Below are 18,142 nucleotides of genomic sequence, written 5' to 3'. Positions count from 1 at the left end.
GCGAAGTGGCCGGCCACTTCGGGCGGTTCAGCCGGGACAGCGTTGACGAACCGTTCCGCCTCACCACCTGGCTTCCGCTCGACGACGGCCCCACGACACCCGGCGAAGCCGTGGCGTCCCTGACCGGCTGGCCCGTCCATACCGAGGGATGGCTGCCGGAACCGGCGATCACCGACGAGGAGATCGCCTGGCTACGAGGTCTCGATCCGCAGGGTTTCTACAGGTGAGGAGCGCGGCATGACCGGAGGTATCTGGGTGGGACGAGGGATTTCGTTCCGGGGCTTCGGCCACTACTTCCCACAGCACTGCGAGGAGATCCCGGCCGACCTGCCGCCCGCGCCGGAGGCGGAGGCCGCCGTGCTGGGTCCCGCTCTCGGAGTGGAGCGGCGCCACCTGTCGGACGAGACCGAGACCGTCCCGTACATGGCAGTGCAGGCCGGGCAGCGGGCGCTGCGCAACGCGGGGATGGACGCGAAGGACCTCGACCTGGTCGTCTTCTCGTCGTGGTCGCAACGCCGCTACGCCCCCGAGGACGGACCACGGATCGCGCTGCGGCTCGGTGCCGGGCAGGCCCTGGCCTTTGATGTGTGCACCGCGTGTGTCGGCTTCGTGCACAGTGTTCAGACCGCCGCGGCGCTCCTCACCAGTCACAACTGGCGGCGCGCGCTGGTGGTCTGCTCCGACCAGTTCTCCCAGCGGCTCAAGCCGGGGCGGCGAGGGTCGTACGTCGGTGGCGACGGAGCGGGCGCCGCCGTACTGGAGGCGGGACCGCCCGACGACTCCAGACTGCGGGACTCCGTGGTTCTCAGCTACGGCGAACACGCGGGCGTGTCCAAGGCCCGGGGCAGCAACGGCTGGACCGTCAGCCTGCCCACGATCGCCGACGTCGCCTCAGAGACCGCGGGCGAGGCCACGGACCAGGTGCTGCGGCGCAACGGGATGACCATCGGAGACATCGACTGGGTCGTGCCGCACCCGGGATCCGTACGGATCAGCGAGAAACTCGTGCGGCGCATCGGCGCCGACCCCGAACGCGTCCTCACCAACTTCCGTACGCGCGGCCAGACGACGAGCGCGACGATCCCGAGTGCGCTCTCCGAGTACACCGAGTCCGGAACGCTCCGCAAGGGCGACATGATCCTGTCGCCGGCCGCGGGGGCCGGCTGGTACTCGGGCGCCCTGCTCTACCAACTGTGACAAGAGAGGGACCAACTCCCATGTCCGAAGCAGAGTCGCCGCGCTCCGCAGCCGGCCCCCCGGTGGTGCTGACCGGTGTCGGGCACTACTTTCCCGGCGAACCGGTCACCAACGCGCACTTCGCCCAGCTGCCCGGCCTCGACGTGGACGACACCTGGATACGGGAGAACACCGGCGTACGGGCCCGCCACTGGGCAGGGCCGGACGAGAGGTTCGTGGAGATGGGTGCGCGGGCGGCGCACCAGGCGCTGGAGGACGCCGGCCTCGACGTGTCCGACGTGGACGTCGTCATCGGCACCAGTGCCACCGCGCGCCCCCGCGTCAACCCGTCCTCGATCGGCAACAACTACATGGACATCTCGCTGCCCCTGCAGAAGCAGCTGGGCGCGCGCGACGCGTTCTGCTTCGACGTCACCGCCGTCGCCTGCGCCGGATTCCTGTACGCCAGCGTCATGGCCCGCGGGCTGCTGGCCTCGATGGACGTGCGGACCGTCCTGGTGGTGTGCGCGGAGAGCCCTCGGGCCATCCTCAACTTCGGATTCAAGAACTCGGCGCTCTTCGGCGCCGGAGCGGCAGCCGCCGTCTGGCAGCGCGGGCAGACCACCGCGAGTGGTGAACTCGCGCCCGGTGGCAGCGGCATCGTCGACGCGGTCCTGCGGGCCGACGGCCGCTACTACGACGCCTTCGACATCGATGAGAACGACAAGATGGTGATGCGTGGCGGAATCCTCTCCGAAGTCACTCCGGACATGCTCGTCGAAGCCGGCCAGACAGTGCTGAAACGCAATGGGATCTCCCCGGAGCAGATCGCCTGGTGTGTTCCCCACCAGGCGAACACCAACCTCCTCTACCCCATGGCGGACCGTCTCGGCATTCCACGTGAGCGCATGCTCCTGAACCTGCCCGAGCGGGGCAACACTTCGAGCGTCGGAATGCCGAGTGCCCTTTCCGAAAACGTGCACAACGGGACGGTGAAACCCGGAGACCTGCTGCTCGGCGTAAGCATTGGGCGCGGTCTCAGCTGGGGCGCCATGGTGTTCCGGTACCGATGAAGGTCCGTACGGCATACGACGGCAGAGAACGAGAGGTGTTGTGCGTTGTCCGAATCCAGGAACGCTCTGGTGACCGGTGGCACCCGCGGCCTCGGCCTGACCGTGGCCCGGCGGCTGGCCGCCGAGGGGTGGCGCACCACGGTGATCGGCCTCGACGAGGGACGCCTGGAGAAGGTGCAGGCCATGGCCGAGGCCGAATGCCTGGAGCTGCACGCGATACGGGCGGACGTCACCTCCGAGGAGTCCGTACGGGAGCTGTTCGCCGGCCTCACGGCGACGCGGCCACTGCACCTGTGCGTGAACAACGCGGGTGGCAACCTCTCCCGCCTGCTGGTCAAGAAGCGCCGAGGCCAGTCACGCGACGAACTCGTCACCCATCCGCTGGAGGAGTGGGAGCGCACCGTGCGGCTCTGTCTGACCGGGGTGTTCCTGGTCGGCCGTGAGGCCGCCGCCGCGATGATCCGGCACGAGGTGCCGGGAGCGATCGTCAACGTGTCCTCGGGGCTCGCGGTGGGCGCGTACGGACAGTCCGCCTACACCGCGGCCAAGGCCGGGGTGGAGGCGCTGACCCGTACCTGGTCCTACGAGTTGGGCCAGTACGGGATCCGGGTGTCCGCCGTCGCGCCCGGTGTGATGGACGGCGAAGCGCTGCGCGAGAAGACCTCCTCGTTTCCGCGCCATGCCCGCTACATGGAGGGGCTCCAGCGTTTCGTGCCGCTCGGCCGGTGGGGGATGGAAGAAGAGATAGCCGATGCGGTGTGCTTCGCCGCGGAAAGCCCGTATCTGACAGGGTCGGTGATACGGATCGACGGCGGAGGGCCGCCCGGCTGGGTTCCGTGAAATACGAGTACCTCAAGTACCCAGGGAAACTCCCCATCGAGTACTGGCGGTCGGATGTCCACGCGTGTTCGCACTACTAGCTTTTCCACCATGACGACAGGCCACCACGGTATCTGGGAAGAAGCTGGAATACGATTCACCGGATTCGGGCACTATTTCCCGGTCGAGGAAATCCGCAATCACGGGTCCGAGCAGGCGACGACGAGCGTCGTCGAGGACAGGGTCATCGGTGGGGTCGGCGTACACACCCGGTACCGGGCGGGCGACGACGAGACACCCGTGTTCATGGCCGCTCAGGCCGCCCGACAGGCACTGGCGGACGCGGGGACGGCCGCCGACGACATCGACCTGGTCGTCGTCAGCCACTGGACGGACCGCAACTACGTCGACGAGGTGGGGGCGCTGACAGCGGCGGAGCTCGGCATGAAGGGCTCCATGGCGTTCGAAGTGGCGGGTTCCTGCGCCGGGTTCATCCAGGCGGTGCACACCGCGGCGGCGTTTCTCACCTCGCCCACCGGATACCGCAAGGCGCTCGTGGCCGCCACCGAGCGGGTGACCCGGCGCGTACGGCCGGGGTCGAAGGGCGCGATGCTCGTCTCGGACGGTGCCGGCGCGGTCGTCCTCGAATCGTCCCCCGGCGCTGAACCCGGCCTCATCGACTCGGTCTTCCACACCGACGGAAGTCTCGCCCACATGTCCGCGGCCGGCGGCGAGCAGGGCTGGGTCAGGAGCCACCCCGATCTCAACGAGGTCGCCCTGGGCCATATCCGGGACGCCGTCGAGGAGGTGCTGGAGCGCAACAAACTGACGCTCGCCGACATCGACTGGCTCATCCCGCACTCCGGAACCGAGCCGCTGGCCAGGGGCATTCAGCACAAGCTGGGCGCCGACCCCGAGCGTGTCCTGACGAACCTCGCCTTCCGGGGCAACGTCTCCAGCGCCTCCATCCCCACCACCGTGTCGGAGCTGCGGGAACGAGGCGTCGTCAAGCCCGGCGATCTCGTGCTCTCACCCTCCATCGGCGGCGGGGTCTGGTGCTGGGGCAGCCTCCTCTACCGGATCTGAGCGGGAGGGACCGAGCGGTGAAGACGACGAAGGGGCCCCACGATCCACTCGTGACGGGCATGGGCTTCTGCCTGCCGGGCCGGACCGGTCCGACGGCGACCCCCGAGCAGTTCTGGTCGGCGGTGTCCAACGGAGAGTCCTTCCTGCCGCAGGACGACGGCACGTACTTCGGCAGCGTCCGCATCGACATGGACGAGACGACGGAGCGGCTGCCGGAGATTCCGCCGCGCTTCCTGGACAAGTACTCGGACATCCACCTGTACGGCCTGCTCGCTCTGCTGGAGGCGTGCGACGACGCCTCCCTCGACTGGCGGGCGGGCGCGCTCTCCGGCGCCGCGGTGCTCGCGGCCAGGAACGCCACGGCCGACGCCATTGTCGACACCTATCTTCCGGTGCTGCTCGCCGACACCCGGGTCGTCAGTCCACGTGAGGCCCGGTCGCTGCTCTTCCGCAACGTCCTCAACGCGGTCATGTCGGACGTGGAGACCGTCCAGGCTGGGCTGGTGGGGTCCACGGGCCCCAGCTACACGCTCTCCTGCGGCTGCGCGTCCTCCTCCGTACTGATCGGCAACGCGGCCCGCATGATCTCCGCGGGTGAGGTGGACCTCGTGGTCGTCACCGGCGCCGACTACTGGCGCGAGAGCCGGCTGCGGCAGTACGTGGAGCTCGAAGAGCGGTCCGTCGAGGGAGCCGAACCCCAGACCGCCACCTTGATGGACACACCGATGCGCCCGTACGACGAACGCGCCTCGGGCCTCAACTACGGCAACGGAGCGGCCACTTTGATCCTCGAGAGCCGGGAACACGCGCAGCGCAGGGGAGCGAGGGTACACGGCCGTGTACTCGCCCAGGTCACCGGCCGCAACGCGCAGCCGAATCTCGCCCTCGACCTCGCGGGCACCGGAGCCCTGCGTTCCGCACGCTCGTGCATGGCGGGCCGGGTGACACCGGAGGAGATCGACTACGTCAACGGTGCGGCAACCGGGGACCGGGCGTTCAACCTCATGGAGGGCAATGTCGTCGCCGGGCTCTTCGGCGAGCGGGCGGCCCACCTCCCCGTCACCGTCCAGGAGGCCGTCTTCGGCCACAGCGGAGCGCCGCTCGGCGTGATCGGCGTGGCGGCGACACTCCAGATGATGGGCCACGGCCTGATCGCCCCCACCGCCAACTGCGAGAAGCCGGCCGAGGTGTGCACCTTCGACCCGGTCCCCGGGACGACGGCGCGCCCCGCCCGCATCGACAGGGCGCTCAGCCTCAACTACACGATCGGTTCCGTGGCCAGCGCGATCCTCCTGGGAGGAGCGGATGACTGAGCGCGACGAGACCCTCGTGGCGACGGACTCGCTGCGCGCCGTCGGTGACCGCGTCCTCCTCGAACCCGGCATCGACACCCCGCACACACGGGCCGTCGCGAACGCCTGGCGGCGCTACGGATTCCAGGTCGTCGGCCCGGGCGAGCGGACCGGGGAACTCCCGGACGTCTACTGCGTCGTGGCTCTCGGAAACGAGGCGCTCGGCGGTGGGCAGGGAGCGCCGATGCGCCGCGACCGAGTGGCCGGCGTCCTGGAGTCCATGGCGGCCCGGGGCAGCGGCCGCGCCGTACTGGTGACCGACACGGGCCCTCACGTCCACGGCGACGCGGACCCCGATCGCGCCGCCCAGCGGGCAGCCGACCACACCTGGTGGCGGCACCTCAGCAAACGTGCGGCCACCCGCGACGTGCTCGCCAACACCGTACGGGTCGGGTACGCGCCGTTCCTGGGCCATCGCCTGGCTCCCGAGGCGGAGGGCGAACTCCTTCGTCATCTGGTGACCCGCCGACCCGTCCAGCCCGAGGAACTCGCCGCTGCGCTGCGCCTGTTGGCCTCCCGTGGCTTCGGCAACGTGGCGGGGGAGACCCTTCCGCTGGACGGCGGCCTCGACACCGGACTGGTTCCCATGCCCTCGGTGCGCGCCCCCCGGCCGACAACCGACCCACCGCCGGAGGGAGACTGCCCCGACCCGTTCCGGCTGACCGGGACCACGACGCTGATCACCGGAGCCAGCAGCGGTATCGGAGCGAGCATCGCCCGCGAAAGCGCCCGGAGAGGCGCGGACGTCGTCCTGGTCGCCCGCCGCAGGCCCGAACTGGAGAAGCTCGCGGACGAGATCCGCGAACTGGGCCGTACGGCCTGGGTCCTGCCCGCCGACCTGTCCGACCCGGACCGTGCCGGGGAACTGGTGCACGAGGCCTGGGAGCTCACCGGCGGAATCGACGCCCTCGCCTACGCGGCCGGCATCGTCGTCTTCGACGGCACAGGCCTCAACTCCGCCAACAGGGACCAGCTGCTCGCCCTCAACACGCTGTCGTACGCAGCCGCCTGCGACTCGCTGCTCGGACACTGGAAGCAGACCGGGCGCCCCGGCGCCGTGGCAGCCATCTCCTCGCTGGCCGCGGTGAGCGCACCGGTGGCCAACCTGGCGAGCTACGGGGTGAGCAAGGCGGCAGCCGCTCAGTACACCAGCCACTTCGCCACCACGGCCGCCCGGCACGGGGTACGGGCGAACTGCGTGCTGCCGGGCTTCGTCCGCACACCGATGACGGACGTCACCAACCCCGCGTTCCTGGAGGCCACCAACCGGCTTGTGCCGACAGGCCGGATGAGCGAACCCACCGAGATCGCGGCGCTCGTGTGCTACCTCCTCAGCCCCGCATCGGCCGGGTTGACCGGCGCACAACTGCGCGTGGACGGCGGTGGCCACTGCCTGGTCGGGCTGCCGTCGCTGGACGTGTCCGACCAGACCGACGAGGAAGGAAACCGGCCGTGACCGAGGACAGGCCACTCAAGGGCAAAGTGGCGCTCGTCGCCGGAGCGTCGTCCGGGATCGGGGCGAGCACCGCCGAGGCGCTGGCCGCGGCGGGCGCGTCGGTCGCGATCGCCGCGCGCCGGAAACAGGAACTGACCACGGTGGAGCGGTCCTTGCGGACCCACGGCGTGCCCACCGTCGCGCTCACCGGCGACCTCGCCGGGGAAGGCGTCCCGGAGGAGACGGTGGCCGCCGCGGAGCGGGAGCTCGGTCCCGTCGACATCCTGGTGAACAACGCGGCCCTGGCCCGCACGGGGCCCATCCACGAGACACAGCCCCGCCACTGGGACCAGGCGTTCCGGCTGAACCTCGACGTGCCGTTCCTGCTGACGCGGGCCGTGCTGCCCGGGATGCGCGAGCGGGGCTACGGGTGGATCGTCAACATCAGTTCGGAGGGGAGCGTGCTCCAGTCCGACTGGACCGCGCCGTACTCCATCACCAAGCGCGCCCTGAACGCGCTGACCGCCCAAGTCGACCTGGAGAACCGGCACCTGGGTGTGCGGGCGCTGGCCATTCTGCCCGGCTGGGTCCTCACCGATCTGGCGCAGGATCCCGAGACCCTGGGCGTGGGAGCCGAGGATCTGCTGGCGCCCTCCGACATCGCGGAGGTCGTGCTCTGGGCGCTCACCCGCCCGCCCGTGGTCAGCATCGGCCCGCTCATCCCGGTACGGCCGGTGAGCAGGAGCGCGCAGACGCTCGCCAACTGGGAGCAGTACCTGCGCACGCTGCGGAACTACGACACGTACGGCGGGCACATGGCGGACCTGTACGGGAGTTCCGAATGACAGGGGCGCGGGTCGTCACGGACCCCGGCACAGCCGTGACCGGCGCAGCGGCTCCCGGCCCGTCGGCTCCGCTCGTCGAGATCCTCGCTCCGGGAGACCCCCGGGTGCCGAGTGCCGCGCACTGCGTGACCGGTGAACTGCTCGCCACGCGTGCCCGCGCACACCCCGACCGGACGTACGCCGTCTTCGAGGACGGCACGACCTGGACCTACGCGCAGATGTACGAGGACGCGCTCTCGACCGCCGCGGCCCTGGGCCGGCTGGGCGTGCGCCAGGGCGACTCCGTGCTCAGCTGGCTGCCCAACGGCCGCGACGCGCTGCGCGTCTGGTTCGGCGCCAATCTGCTCGGCGCCGTGTACGTGCCCGTCAACACCGCGTACCGGGGCAGCCTGCTCGGGCACGTCCTCGACAACAGCGGGGCGCGAGTGCTCGTCGCGCACGCCCAGCTCGTCGACCGGCTCGCGCACATCGGCGGCGGGGCACTCGAAGAGGTGGTGGTACTGGGCGGGGCGCCGGACGGCGAACTCCCTGTGCTGCCCGGCGCCCCGCGCGTCCTGGATGCCGACGCGCTGCGCGCCCCCGCCCGGGAGTTCGTGGCGCCGGCGCGGCCCGTCGAGCCCTGGGACACCATGGCGGTGATCTACACCTCCGGCACCACCGGCGCGTCCAAAGGCGTCCTCGTCTCGTACGTGCACCACTACTCGACCGTGACGGCCCTGGCCGCCGACGACATCACGGAGCACGACCGGTACCTGCTGAACCTGCCGCTGTTCCACGGCGGCGGCACGGAAGTCGCCTACTGCATGCTGCTGTTCGGCGGCTCGGTCGTCGTCACCCACGGCTTCAGCACCGGGGAGTTCTGGACCTCCGTACGCGAGCACGAGGTCACGATGTGCACCCTGATCGGGGCGATGATCAACTTCTTGGTCGATGTCCCGCCCGGCCCTCGCGACCGGGACCACCCGCTGCGTGCCGTCTGCGTCATGCCGCTGACACGGGAGGCGCTGGAATTCGGCCGTCGCTTCGGTGTCGACGTGTACACGGGCTTCAACATGTCCGAGACGTCGGCTCCCCTCGTGACGGACCTCAATCCGCGGCGCGTGGGAAGTTGCGGCCGGCCACGCCCCGGAGTGCAGTGCCGCGTCGTCGACGAGCACGGCATCGACGTACCGGACGGCCAGGTGGGCGAGCTGGTGCTGCGTGCCGACCGGCCCTGGTCCATGTTCCACGGGTACCACGGGATGCCGGAGGCCACCGCTGCGGCCTGGCGGCACGGCTGGTTCCACACCGGTGACGCGGTGCAGCGGGACCGGACGGGCGACTTCTTCTTCATCGACCGGCTCAAGGACGCCATCCGGCGCCGTGGCGAGAACATCTCCTCCGTCGAGGTCGAGAGCGAGCTGCTCGATCATCCCGCCGTGGCGCTCGCCGCGGTCGTGGCCGTGCCCAGCGAGTTCGCGGAGGACGAGATCCTCGCCGCGATCTCGCTGCGCCCCGGGGCCGAGCTGGACCCGGCGGAGTTCCTGGCCGTACTGCGGTCGAGGATGGCCCACTTCATGGTGCCGCGATATCTGCGCATCCTGCCCGACCTCCCCGTCACCCCCACGGGCAAGGTGCGCAAGGAAGAGCTGCGCGCCGAGGGCGTCACCGCCGACACCTGGGACCGGGCGTCCGCCGGAATCGAGGTCACTCGTGACCGTATCGACTGACGGGCGCACGAGACGCGTCATCGACGTGTGCGCCCTGGTTCTGGACCGGGAGTGCTGGCGGACGTACTTCCGGGCCCTGAGCGCGGTCGCCCCGGCATACCTGCGCGCGTTCGGCCGGCATGCGACAGCGGTCTTCGGTGTCGAACACGCCGACTTCCGGGCGCGGTTGGACGCCGGGGACCAGGAGGGCGCCATCGACCTGCTGATCGCGGGGCGACCGGACCGTACGGATGTCGCCGCGCTGCTGCGAGACATGGACCGGGACGGAGTGGCCCACCAGGTCCTCATGAGCTGTGGCGGAACCACGGACGACGGCGACGACGTCAACAGCAGGGTCGCCGCCGTGGCAGCGAAGGTCCCCGATCGGCTGCAGGCGTGGGCGGGCCTGGACCTCACCGACCCGGAGCGGGCCCTTGCCGAGCTGGAGCGCTGCCACGCGCTCGGCATGCGCGGCTTCGCCGTGACCCCCTTCTGGCAGGGCATCGATCCCCGCGACGCAGCCTACGACCCGGTGTACCGCAGGGCGCAGGAGCTGGGGATGCCGCTGTGGCTGCACACCGGGCACCACTTCTCCCGGTACGCCGCCGAGTTGTGCCATCCGCGCAACGTCGACTGGATAGCCCGCCGGCACCCCGGCCTGCGCATCGTCGCGGGGCACGCGGCCTGGCCCTGGGTGCTGGAGATGATCTCCATCGCGCAGCGGCATCGCCATGTCCACCTCGACATCTCGTCGCATCGGCCGCTGTGGATGGGCCGTCCCGGCTCCGGCTGGGAGCCGCTGGTCCTCTACGGCGGCAGCACACTGCGCGACCGCGTCCTGTTCGGCTCCGCAACCTGGGTCAACGCCGACCCGGTCGGCACGCTCGCGGGACAGGTGGCCGCCCTGGGACTGGGCGACGACGTGACGGACGCCTGGCTCTACGGCAACGCGGCCCGGCTGCTGGGCCTGCCGACACACCCGCGCCCGTAAACCGCACCCTCACCATCCATGATCACCGCCACCCCCAGCACAGAGGAAGGGAACTACCGTGATCGATCCGGCACACTATGCCATGTGGAACAGCGGCGTGCCGCGCCCGTATCTCAAGGCTCTTTCACCCGACGACATGCTGACCGACGCGGACGGCGTACGGGTTCGTGACGCCGGCGGGCGCTGGTACCTGGACGGGCGCTCCGGGCTCTGGAACGTGACGCTCGGCTACGGCAACACGCGTGTCCTCGAAGCCATCAAGCGACAGGTGGAGCGGCTGCCGTTCGGCAACAGCTACGGCTACGGCCGCCCCGCCCAGGTCACCGTGGAGTGCGCGGAGGCACTCGTCCGCCACATGCCCGAAGGCATCAACCGGGTCCGCTTCGCCAGCAACGGTGCTCAGGCGGTGGAGACCGCCGTCCAGTTCTCCCGCTTCCTGCGGCTCCAGGAGGAGCGGCCCGAGCGGATGGCCGTGTTCGCCATGTGGGACGGGTTCCATGGGCAAGGGCCCGGCGCCGGAATGGTGACCGGCGTCTCGTATCTCCACCACCACACGGGGCCCATGCTCCCGGGAGTGCACCACGCGCCTGGCCCGTTCATGGCAGGCGCCGACCCGCGGGTCAGTGACCTGGAGCGCATGATCACCGACTTCGGCCCCGAGCGGGTGACCGCGGTGATCGTCGAGCCCATCGTCGGCGAGGGCGGGCACATCCTGTCCCACGAGTACCTGGGCTCCCTGGCGCGGTTCTGCCGCACCCACGGCATCCATCTCATCTTCGACGAGGTGGTGACCGGGATGGGCAGGGTGGGCGACTTCACCCGCGCCGAGCAGGTACCCGACGTCACCCCCGACATCATCACGCTGGGCAAGGGCATCACCTCCGGGTACGTACCGATGTCCGCCATCGCCATCCACGACCGGCTGTACGACCAGCTGTACGAGGGGACGACGGGGGACACCGCGCTGAGCGTCGGCTCGACCAACGACGGTCATGTGCTCGCCGCCGCCGCTGCCCTCGCGGTCATCGACGTCCTGACGGAGGACGGCGTGCTCGCGAACGTGGCCCGACGCGAGGCCGACCTCGTCGCGGAGCTGGGCAAACTCCAGGCACAGCACCCGGAGTTGACCGGCTTCCGCTGCCAGGGCCTGTTCTGCGGACTGGATTTCGGGGAGCCAGGCGGGGAGGCCTGGTCGCCGAGCACGGTGAACAAGCTGCGCATGGCCCTGGAGCGCCGGGGCGTCCTCAGCTCCAGCCTGCGGGTGGTGCCGAATCTGATGCTCATGCCGCCGCTCGTCGTCACCGAGGACGACGTGGCGGAGATAGTCGCGGCCCTCGACGGGGCGCTCACCGATGTGAAGTCGGGCCGGCTGCCCGAGTCCGGCTTCGCCAAGGCCATGGGATGAAGGCGAGTGACGACATGACCGCTCGGAAGACCAGCAAGCAGTGGCAGGAAGAGGCGGCGGCCGAATGGGACCGCTACGCCGAGATCTGGGACAGCTGGACGCCGGACGACAACAGGGACGACGCGGAGGAGGCCGCGGACTTCCTGGCGGAACTGGCCAAGGGAGGCAGCGCCCTCGAACTGGGCGTGGGCACCGGACGCGTGGCCATCCCGCTCTCCGCGCGCGGCGTGCGGGTCAGCGGAATCGACGCCTCGCCGAAGATGCTGGAACGGCTCCGGGAGAAGGAGGGCGGGGACCGGATCGACCTCCACGAGGGCAACTTCGCCGACGTCGACGTCGACAAGCTCTACGACGTCGTGTTCATCGCGCTCGCCACGCTGTTCGTGCTGCCGGACCAGCACGAGCAGACGCGCTGCCTGGAGAACAGTGCGAAGCGGCTCAAGCCGGGCGGCCGGCTCGTCATACAGAACATCGTCCCGGACATGTCCAACTACCAACGAGGCCGCCACAACGACTACGGGATGACGGAGCCCTTCCGCGTCTCGGGCCGTCTGGCCGGACATCCCAGGCTCGCCTGGTTCGAGATGAACACCATGGATCCCACCACTCAGATGATCAAGCGCACCGACGTGATCATGAGTGAGAAGGGCAACCGGATCATCGCGGCGACCATGCGGTACATCTGGCCCGCCGAACAGGACCTGATGGCCCGTCTGGGCGGCCTGGAGCTGGAGGAGCGCTGGGGAGGCTGGCGCAGGGAAGCCTTCCAGTACGACAGCAGGGACTCGGTGTCCGTCTACCGCAAGCCCTGACGGACTCGCGCACGACGTGGGCCGGGGCCGGAAGAGGCACGTACCTCTTCCGGCCCCGGCCCACGGTCAGGAAGCGGCCTGCCGAAGTGCCGCGAAGGGATTGTGCCGTTCCGGATCGAGAGCCACGCGCCGCTCCGGATCGGTGACGCCGAGCCCCGGCTTGGGCGCCAGACACAGCACACCCACCTTGCCGAGATGCTCGTTCCGCTGCACGAGACGCGCCGCCTCGCCGACCTGGGCGAGTGGACGGACCTCCGAGAGAACGGGCGCCAGCAGGCCGAGCCGGAACAGGCGGTTGCACTCCCACTGTTCCTGGAGATTGGCCGCGTGGCTGCCCACGATGCGCTTGAGGTTCATCCACAGATAGCGGTTGTCGAAGTGGTGGTCGTAGCCGGTACTCGAACCGCAGGTGACCACCGTTCCACCGGGCCGGACGACGAAGACGGAGAGGCCGAAGGTCGCCTTCCCGACGTGGTCGAAGACCACATGAGGATCCTCGCCCAGGGCACCACGGATGGCTCGGCCGAGCCGTTTGCCCTGCTCGACGGTCTGCTCCGGCGTCAGCTCGCGATCGCCTCCGACCCCCAGCTCGGCACGGTTGAGCACCACATCGCAGCCGAGCCGGCGCACCAGGTCGGCCTTGCTCTCCGAGCCCACGACGCCGACGGCGATCCCGCCCGCGTTCTTGACCAGCTGCACGGCGTAACCGCCCAGTCCGCCGGAGGCCCCCCAGATCAGCACGATGTCACCCTGCTTGATGCGCGCGCCCTTGTCGCTCACGAGCATCCGGTACGAGGTCGCCGCGGTGAGCATCACGGACGCGGCCTCCTCCCACGTCAGATGCGCGGGTTTGGGGAGCAGCTGGCTCGCCCGCAGCACGGCATAGTGGGCCAGCCCGCCGAAGTTCGTCTCGTACCCCCAGATGCGCTGTCCGGCTCCCAGCATCCCGTCGGCGTGCGTCGCCGGTTCCTGGTCGTCGACCTGGACGCAGCTGGCAACGACGTGGTCGCCGACGTTCCAGCGGCGTACGCCGGCGCCGGCGCGCACGATCACACCCGCCGCGTCCGACCCGATCACGTGGTACGGCTGGTCGTGCCGCTGTGCGAAACCGCCCTGCCGGCCCAGGCGTTCGAGGAAGGAGAACGTGGGCACGGGCTCGAAGGTCGCCGACCACACGGTGTTGTAGTTGATGGAACTGGCCATGACCGCCACCAGCACCTCGTCCGGCGCCAGTTCGGGCATCGGCACGTTGCCGACGTGGATGGTCGTGCGGACGTCGCGGTCCGCTCCGGGCGGAAAGCCGCCGACGTCCGTGGCCCGCAGATGTGCCGCCAGGTACTCGCCCGGCGGTTCAAGGCCCTTCCATTCCGCCGCGGGGGCATGGCTCAATACTGCCTCGGTCAACGCGTCCATGCGATGTCCCTTCTTCGCCCTGGCGCGAAGGGAGTTGATTCCCCCGTCTCCGCCTCTCAGGAATTCCACGCGCGCGCGTATCCGTTCGTACAGGCATCGGGGGTACTTGTTCGCCGGCAGGCTGAGTACTTTCAGTGCATGGTCCACGGAGAATTCGCTGGCTAGTCTGGCTGATCCGAATCCATTGTGCCGAGAGAAGGGCAGCAGTGTGAGCGGACAATCCGCGGACGGGCGAACAGCCGCCGCCGACATCGTCGTTGAGACCTGCGGCGCTGTACTGGTGATCCGGCTGAACCGGCCGCGCGTGCGCAACGCGCTGACGCGGGCCATGGCCGAGCGGATGGCCGCGGCCTTCGAAGAGCTGGACATGCGCGAGGAGTTGAGCGTCGGCGTGCTCACCGGCACACCGCCGGCGTTCTGCGCGGGCATGGACCTTGCCGCCTTCGTCCGCGGCGAGCGGGCCTCTCTTCCAGGCCGTGGCTTCGGCGGGTTGACGGAGCGACCGCCCGCCAAGCCACTGATCGCCGCGGTCGAGGGCGCGGCGGTGGGCGGCGGCTTCGAACTGGTCCTGGCGTGCGATCTCGTGGTGGCAGCCGCCGATGCCGTATTCGCGCTCCCCGAAGTACGCAGAGGGCTGGTGGCCGCCGCTGGCGGCTTGTTGAGGCTGCCCCGGGCGATTCCGCCGAACGTGGCGATGGAGATGGCGCTCACCGGAGAACCCATCGACGCGCAGCGCGCCTACGGACTCGGGCTCGTCAACCGGCTGGTCGAACCCGGAACCGCGCTGACCGCGGCATGCGAGCTGGGTGAGACGATCGCGGCCCAGCGGGCTTCGAGCGTCCTGGCGAGCAAACGCCTCCTCGCGGAGGTGCGCGACGGGCAGTTGGCCGCCGAGTACACCAGACACCGGGAGCTGTTGGGCCCCCTGCTGGATTCCGCCGCGGCGCGCGAGGGGGCGAGTCGTTTCGTGATGGGACGGTCGGCCGGATGAGTGCGTGCGTGGGAGGACTCATGCCCGGGGCCGCCGTCGGGACGACCGCGACGATCGCGGACGGCGGCTCTCCGGGACAGGGCTCGCGATCCCGCCTGGTCGTCGGCGGGCCGGATGCCGTCGCACGGCCCGCCGCTCAGGAGGTGCGTGCCAGGCATTGTCCGAGCGTCCGGCCCGTGCCGTTGAAAGGTCGGCTGCAGGACCGTGTTCAGCCCCTCGCCGCTGTCATCACAGCTCGGCCGGAGTACTTGCGGAACAGTTCGCGTCGACCGCTGACGCCCAGTTTCCGCAGTGCGCTGCTCACCTGATTCTTTATGGTCTGAGGCGCCAGGGAGAGTTCTCCGGCGATTTCTTCATTGGTGTAGCGGCGTAGGACAAGGCTCAGTACTTCCTCTTCCCGGCGGGTGATGGCCGACAGCCCGTCGTGCGCGACGCTGCGCACATCGATCTGCTCGCCTTCTTCCTTTCCCAGCACCCACAGCCGCTGGCCGAATGATGTCCGCTCCACCGCGTCCACGAGCTCCGAACTTCCCACGCTTTTGTGGAGGAAGCTGTCGGCCCCGGCGGATATGGCGGCCACTACGGCGCTCGGCGAACTGTCGCTGGTGAAGAACAGGACGTGGGGCGCCTTGTCCATCGCTTTGACCTTCTGGCACAACTCGGCACCGCTCGCGCGGCCTTCGAGTTCCATTTCGAGTACTACGACACTCGGGCAGCGAGCGACGATGGCGTTCCATGCCTCGTCACCGGATGCCGCCTCAGCTGTCCAGGCGGCCCGCGCATCCAGCAGCGACGACAGCGCGTACCGGACGACGGGGTGGTTGTCCACGACGAGGACACCTAACGCTTGCATTGAGGACTCCTCACGAGTGAGTGAAGCGGGCGTTACTCAGTGCGGGGCCGTCAGGAGTTTGACCGCGTGCATGCCGTTCCTCGGGGCGGCATACGAACGAATGGGGGGCTTCGGCTGGGGAGGGGAGCCGAGTGGTTTGACGCGTCAGCGTCGGATGAGGTGGATCGGTGGGGTGCACCCAGAGTGCGCATGGGTGGACGCGAGTTGAATGAGCCCCGTGGTAACCCCCCGGTAGCTGACATTCCGCGACGGGATTCAGTCGTTCCCCCTTAACCGATGTACGGACGACGGCCGTCTCGCTAGAGACTGCCACGAGTGGCGCTCTTCGCGGCAGCGTCCAATCGTACCTTGTACGATAACTCGTACGGTACCTCAGGTACTCGCGGTGTCATGGAAAGAGTGGCCGTAGGAGGGGAAGGCCCGTGCAATCCGGAACAGCCTGTTCGTGAATGCCGGTGTCCGGAGGGTGGTTGAGTGCGCGGGTCGCGGGCGGAAAGCAGGCCGGAATCGACGCCTCACGCAGGCACGGCCCGCCTGATCGGGCGGGCCGTGCGGAGAGCGAGGGCTTCAGCTGTGTTCACTGCGTGCGTCGTCCGGGGCCAGGTCGAGCTTCGCCAGGTCCGTGGCGGAATCGCCCTCCTGCTTCGAGTCCGCGCGCCCCGTCGACCGCGGTACGTAGAAGTAGATGGCGACTGTCACCAACACGAGCATGATCCCGGTGCAGAGTGAGGTGAGCGCGAACGCGTCCGAGAACGACTGATCGGCCTGACGCTTCAGCGCCCGCCCGGCGTCGCCCGGCAGGGTACCCGCCACGACGATGGAGTCGCCGATGCTTTCGCGGGACGCCTCCATGGACCTGTCGTCCACGCCGGGCACCGTCGTGTCCATCTCCCGGCGGAACAGGGCCGATGCGACACTTCCCATGATCGCGACGCTGAGTCCGTTGCCCAACTCGTACGACGTCTCCTCGATGCCCGCGGCGGCCCCGGCCGAGTCGGCGGGAGCCGTGGACATGATCACGTCCGACGCGGCCGTCATGGCACAGCCCGACCCGGCCCCGATGCCGACGAGGGCGATCGCGAACACCCAGTACTCCGTGTCGGGCTGAACGTTGAGCAGGACGAAGAACGCCGCTCCGATCAGCCCCATCCCGATCATCATGGCGTAGCGCGTGCCGTATCGCGGAACGACGAACGACATGATCGGGGCTCCGATCATGGTGGCGAAGACGAGCGGAAGCAGGCGCAGGCCCGACTCCAGGGGCGAGGCTCCGCCGATGAACTGCCAGTGCTGGGTGAGCAGCAGCATCAGTCCGCCCATGCCGAACATGGCCAGGACCACCGACGCCACTCCGACGGAGAACGCGCGGGACTTGAACAGGGCCAGGTCGAAGAGAGGCTCGGGCGTGCGGACCAGCCGGACGATCAGCCCCGCGAGCAGCAGCAGTCCCAGCGCCCCGATGCCGATCGTCTGCGCGTCGAGTCCCTTGGGGCCGCCGTGCTGGATGCTGTAGACGAGGGCGATGAGCCCGGTGACGGAGAGAAGAGCTCCGAAGGCGTCCCAGCGGGGCGGGTTGGGGTGGCGGGACTCGGGCACGAGAAGTACCGCTGCGATCAGGGCGATCGCCATGATCGGCAGGTTGATCAGGAAGACCGATCCCCACCAGAAGTGTTCCAGCAGAAAGCCGCCGACGACGGGGCCGATCGCGGCGCCGGCCGCGGAGACCGAGGCCCAGACGGCGAGAGCCACCGTGCGCTCCCTGCGGTCCGTGAAGACGTTCCGGATGATTGACAGCGTCGACGGCATGATGAGCGCGGCACCGACGCCGAGGAGCGCGCGGGCCGCGATCAGCGTCTCCGGTCCGGACGCCCAGGCCGCCGCGGCCGAGCCGAGGCCGAAGATGAGGAAGCCCAGGCATAAGAAGCGCTTGCGGCCGAGACGGTCTCCGAGCGTTCCGGCGCTGATGAGCAGCCCGGCGACGGCGAGTGAGTAGATGTCGACGATCCAGAGCAACTGAACCGAGGACGGTTCCAGCTCAGTGCTCAGCGTCGGTAGTGCGACGTTCAATACGGTCAGGTCCAGCGCGACGACCAAGAGGCTCAGGGACAGGATGCCGAGCACTGTCCACCTGTTGGCCGCGCTGCGCGCCGATTCCATGGTTGCCCTCCTCTGATGTCCTTCGTTCAACCGGCTCGTACGCCAT

Annotated in this window: 15 protein-coding genes and 1 pseudogene; 13 read left to right on the top strand and 3 right to left on the bottom strand. The window is 69.4% G+C overall.

Going from position 1 to position 18,142, the window contains the following annotated elements; genetic code table 11:
- The 12 genes and pseudogenes from AOK17_RS04675 to AOK17_RS04620 form a co-directional block, all read left to right on the top strand.
- Positions 1 to 227, top strand: a pseudogene (locus tag AOK17_RS04675) (CoA-transferase); the annotation flags it as partial.
- 10 nt (positions 228 to 237) lie between these two features.
- Complete coding sequence (locus AOK17_RS04670) at positions 238 to 1,197, top strand: ketoacyl-ACP synthase III (RefSeq protein WP_055611003.1); 960 nt, start codon at positions 238 to 240, stop codon at positions 1,195 to 1,197.
- 20 nt (positions 1,198 to 1,217) lie between these two features.
- Positions 1,218 to 2,249: a 3-oxoacyl-ACP synthase III family protein gene (locus tag AOK17_RS04665; protein WP_055611002.1), complete on the top strand. Its 1,032-nt coding sequence runs from the start codon at positions 1,218 to 1,220 to the stop codon at positions 2,247 to 2,249.
- A 45-nt stretch (positions 2,250 to 2,294) separates the two neighbouring features.
- Positions 2,295 to 3,089 carry an SDR family NAD(P)-dependent oxidoreductase gene (locus AOK17_RS04660; RefSeq protein WP_055611001.1) on the top strand — a complete coding sequence of 265 codons (795 nt, stop codon included), beginning with the start codon at positions 2,295 to 2,297 and terminating at the stop codon, positions 3,087 to 3,089.
- A 90-nt stretch (positions 3,090 to 3,179) separates the two neighbouring features.
- On the top strand, positions 3,180 to 4,154 hold the full coding sequence (locus tag AOK17_RS04655) for a 3-oxoacyl-[acyl-carrier-protein] synthase III C-terminal domain-containing protein (protein WP_055611000.1): 975 nt from the start codon (positions 3,180 to 3,182) through the stop codon (positions 4,152 to 4,154).
- Positions 4,155 to 4,171: 17 nt separating this feature from the next.
- Positions 4,172 to 5,467, top strand: coding sequence for a beta-ketoacyl-[acyl-carrier-protein] synthase family protein (locus tag AOK17_RS04650; RefSeq protein ID WP_245697009.1), 1,296 nt, complete (start codon positions 4,172 to 4,174; stop codon positions 5,465 to 5,467).
- A complete protein-coding gene (locus AOK17_RS51935) occupies positions 5,460 to 6,962 on the top strand; it encodes an SDR family NAD(P)-dependent oxidoreductase (protein WP_055610999.1) in 1,503 nt (500 codons plus the stop codon). The genes AOK17_RS04650 and AOK17_RS51935 overlap by 8 nt, the downstream gene beginning before the upstream one ends.
- Positions 6,959 to 7,786 carry an SDR family NAD(P)-dependent oxidoreductase gene (locus AOK17_RS04640; protein WP_055610998.1) on the top strand — a complete coding sequence of 276 codons (828 nt, stop codon included), beginning with the start codon at positions 6,959 to 6,961 and terminating at the stop codon, positions 7,784 to 7,786. Before AOK17_RS51935 ends, AOK17_RS04640 begins: the two co-directional genes overlap by 4 nt.
- On the top strand, positions 7,783 to 9,495 hold the full coding sequence (locus AOK17_RS04635; protein WP_169801895.1) for an AMP-binding protein: 1,713 nt from the start codon (positions 7,783 to 7,785) through the stop codon (positions 9,493 to 9,495). The genes AOK17_RS04640 and AOK17_RS04635 overlap by 4 nt, the downstream gene beginning before the upstream one ends.
- Positions 9,479 to 10,465, top strand: coding sequence for an amidohydrolase family protein (locus AOK17_RS04630; RefSeq protein WP_063997161.1), 987 nt, complete (start codon positions 9,479 to 9,481; stop codon positions 10,463 to 10,465). The genes AOK17_RS04635 and AOK17_RS04630 overlap by 17 nt, the downstream gene beginning before the upstream one ends.
- 58 nt (positions 10,466 to 10,523) lie before the next feature.
- Complete coding sequence (locus AOK17_RS04625; protein WP_055610996.1) at positions 10,524 to 11,870, top strand: aminotransferase family protein; 1,347 nt, start codon at positions 10,524 to 10,526, stop codon at positions 11,868 to 11,870.
- A gap of 14 nt (positions 11,871 to 11,884) precedes the next feature.
- Positions 11,885 to 12,682, top strand: coding sequence for a class I SAM-dependent DNA methyltransferase (locus AOK17_RS04620; RefSeq protein WP_055610995.1), 798 nt, complete (start codon positions 11,885 to 11,887; stop codon positions 12,680 to 12,682).
- 66 nt (positions 12,683 to 12,748) lie between these two features.
- Here AOK17_RS04620 and ccrA read toward each other — a convergent pair whose 3' ends face one another.
- A complete protein-coding gene (gene ccrA / locus AOK17_RS04615; RefSeq protein ID WP_055610994.1) occupies positions 12,749 to 14,095 on the bottom strand; it encodes a crotonyl-CoA carboxylase/reductase in 1,347 nt (448 codons plus the stop codon).
- 208 nt (positions 14,096 to 14,303) lie between these two features.
- Here ccrA and AOK17_RS04610 point away from each other — a divergent pair, with 208 nt between their 5' ends.
- Entirely contained in the window at positions 14,304 to 15,086 is a 783-nt protein-coding gene (locus AOK17_RS04610; protein WP_055610993.1) for a crotonase/enoyl-CoA hydratase family protein, read from the top strand.
- Between the two features lie 208 nt (positions 15,087 to 15,294).
- On the opposite strand, the gene AOK17_RS04605 is transcribed toward AOK17_RS04610, so the two are convergent.
- Positions 15,295 to 15,915, bottom strand: a complete 621-nt coding sequence (locus tag AOK17_RS04605) for a response regulator transcription factor (RefSeq protein WP_055610992.1) — start codon at positions 15,913 to 15,915, stop codon at positions 15,295 to 15,297.
- 591 nt (positions 15,916 to 16,506) lie between these two features.
- Complete coding sequence (locus AOK17_RS04600; RefSeq protein WP_055610991.1) at positions 16,507 to 18,096, bottom strand: MFS transporter; 1,590 nt, start codon at positions 18,094 to 18,096, stop codon at positions 16,507 to 16,509.
- Between the last annotated feature and the right edge of the window lie 46 nt (positions 18,097 to 18,142).

This window comes from Streptomyces phaeochromogenes, assembly GCF_001418655.1.
GTDB lineage: Bacteria > Actinomycetota > Actinomycetes > Streptomycetales > Streptomycetaceae > Streptomyces > Streptomyces phaeochromogenes.
Note: the sequence above shows the minus strand (reverse complement) of the source record. Positions and strands in the feature narration are given on the sequence as shown.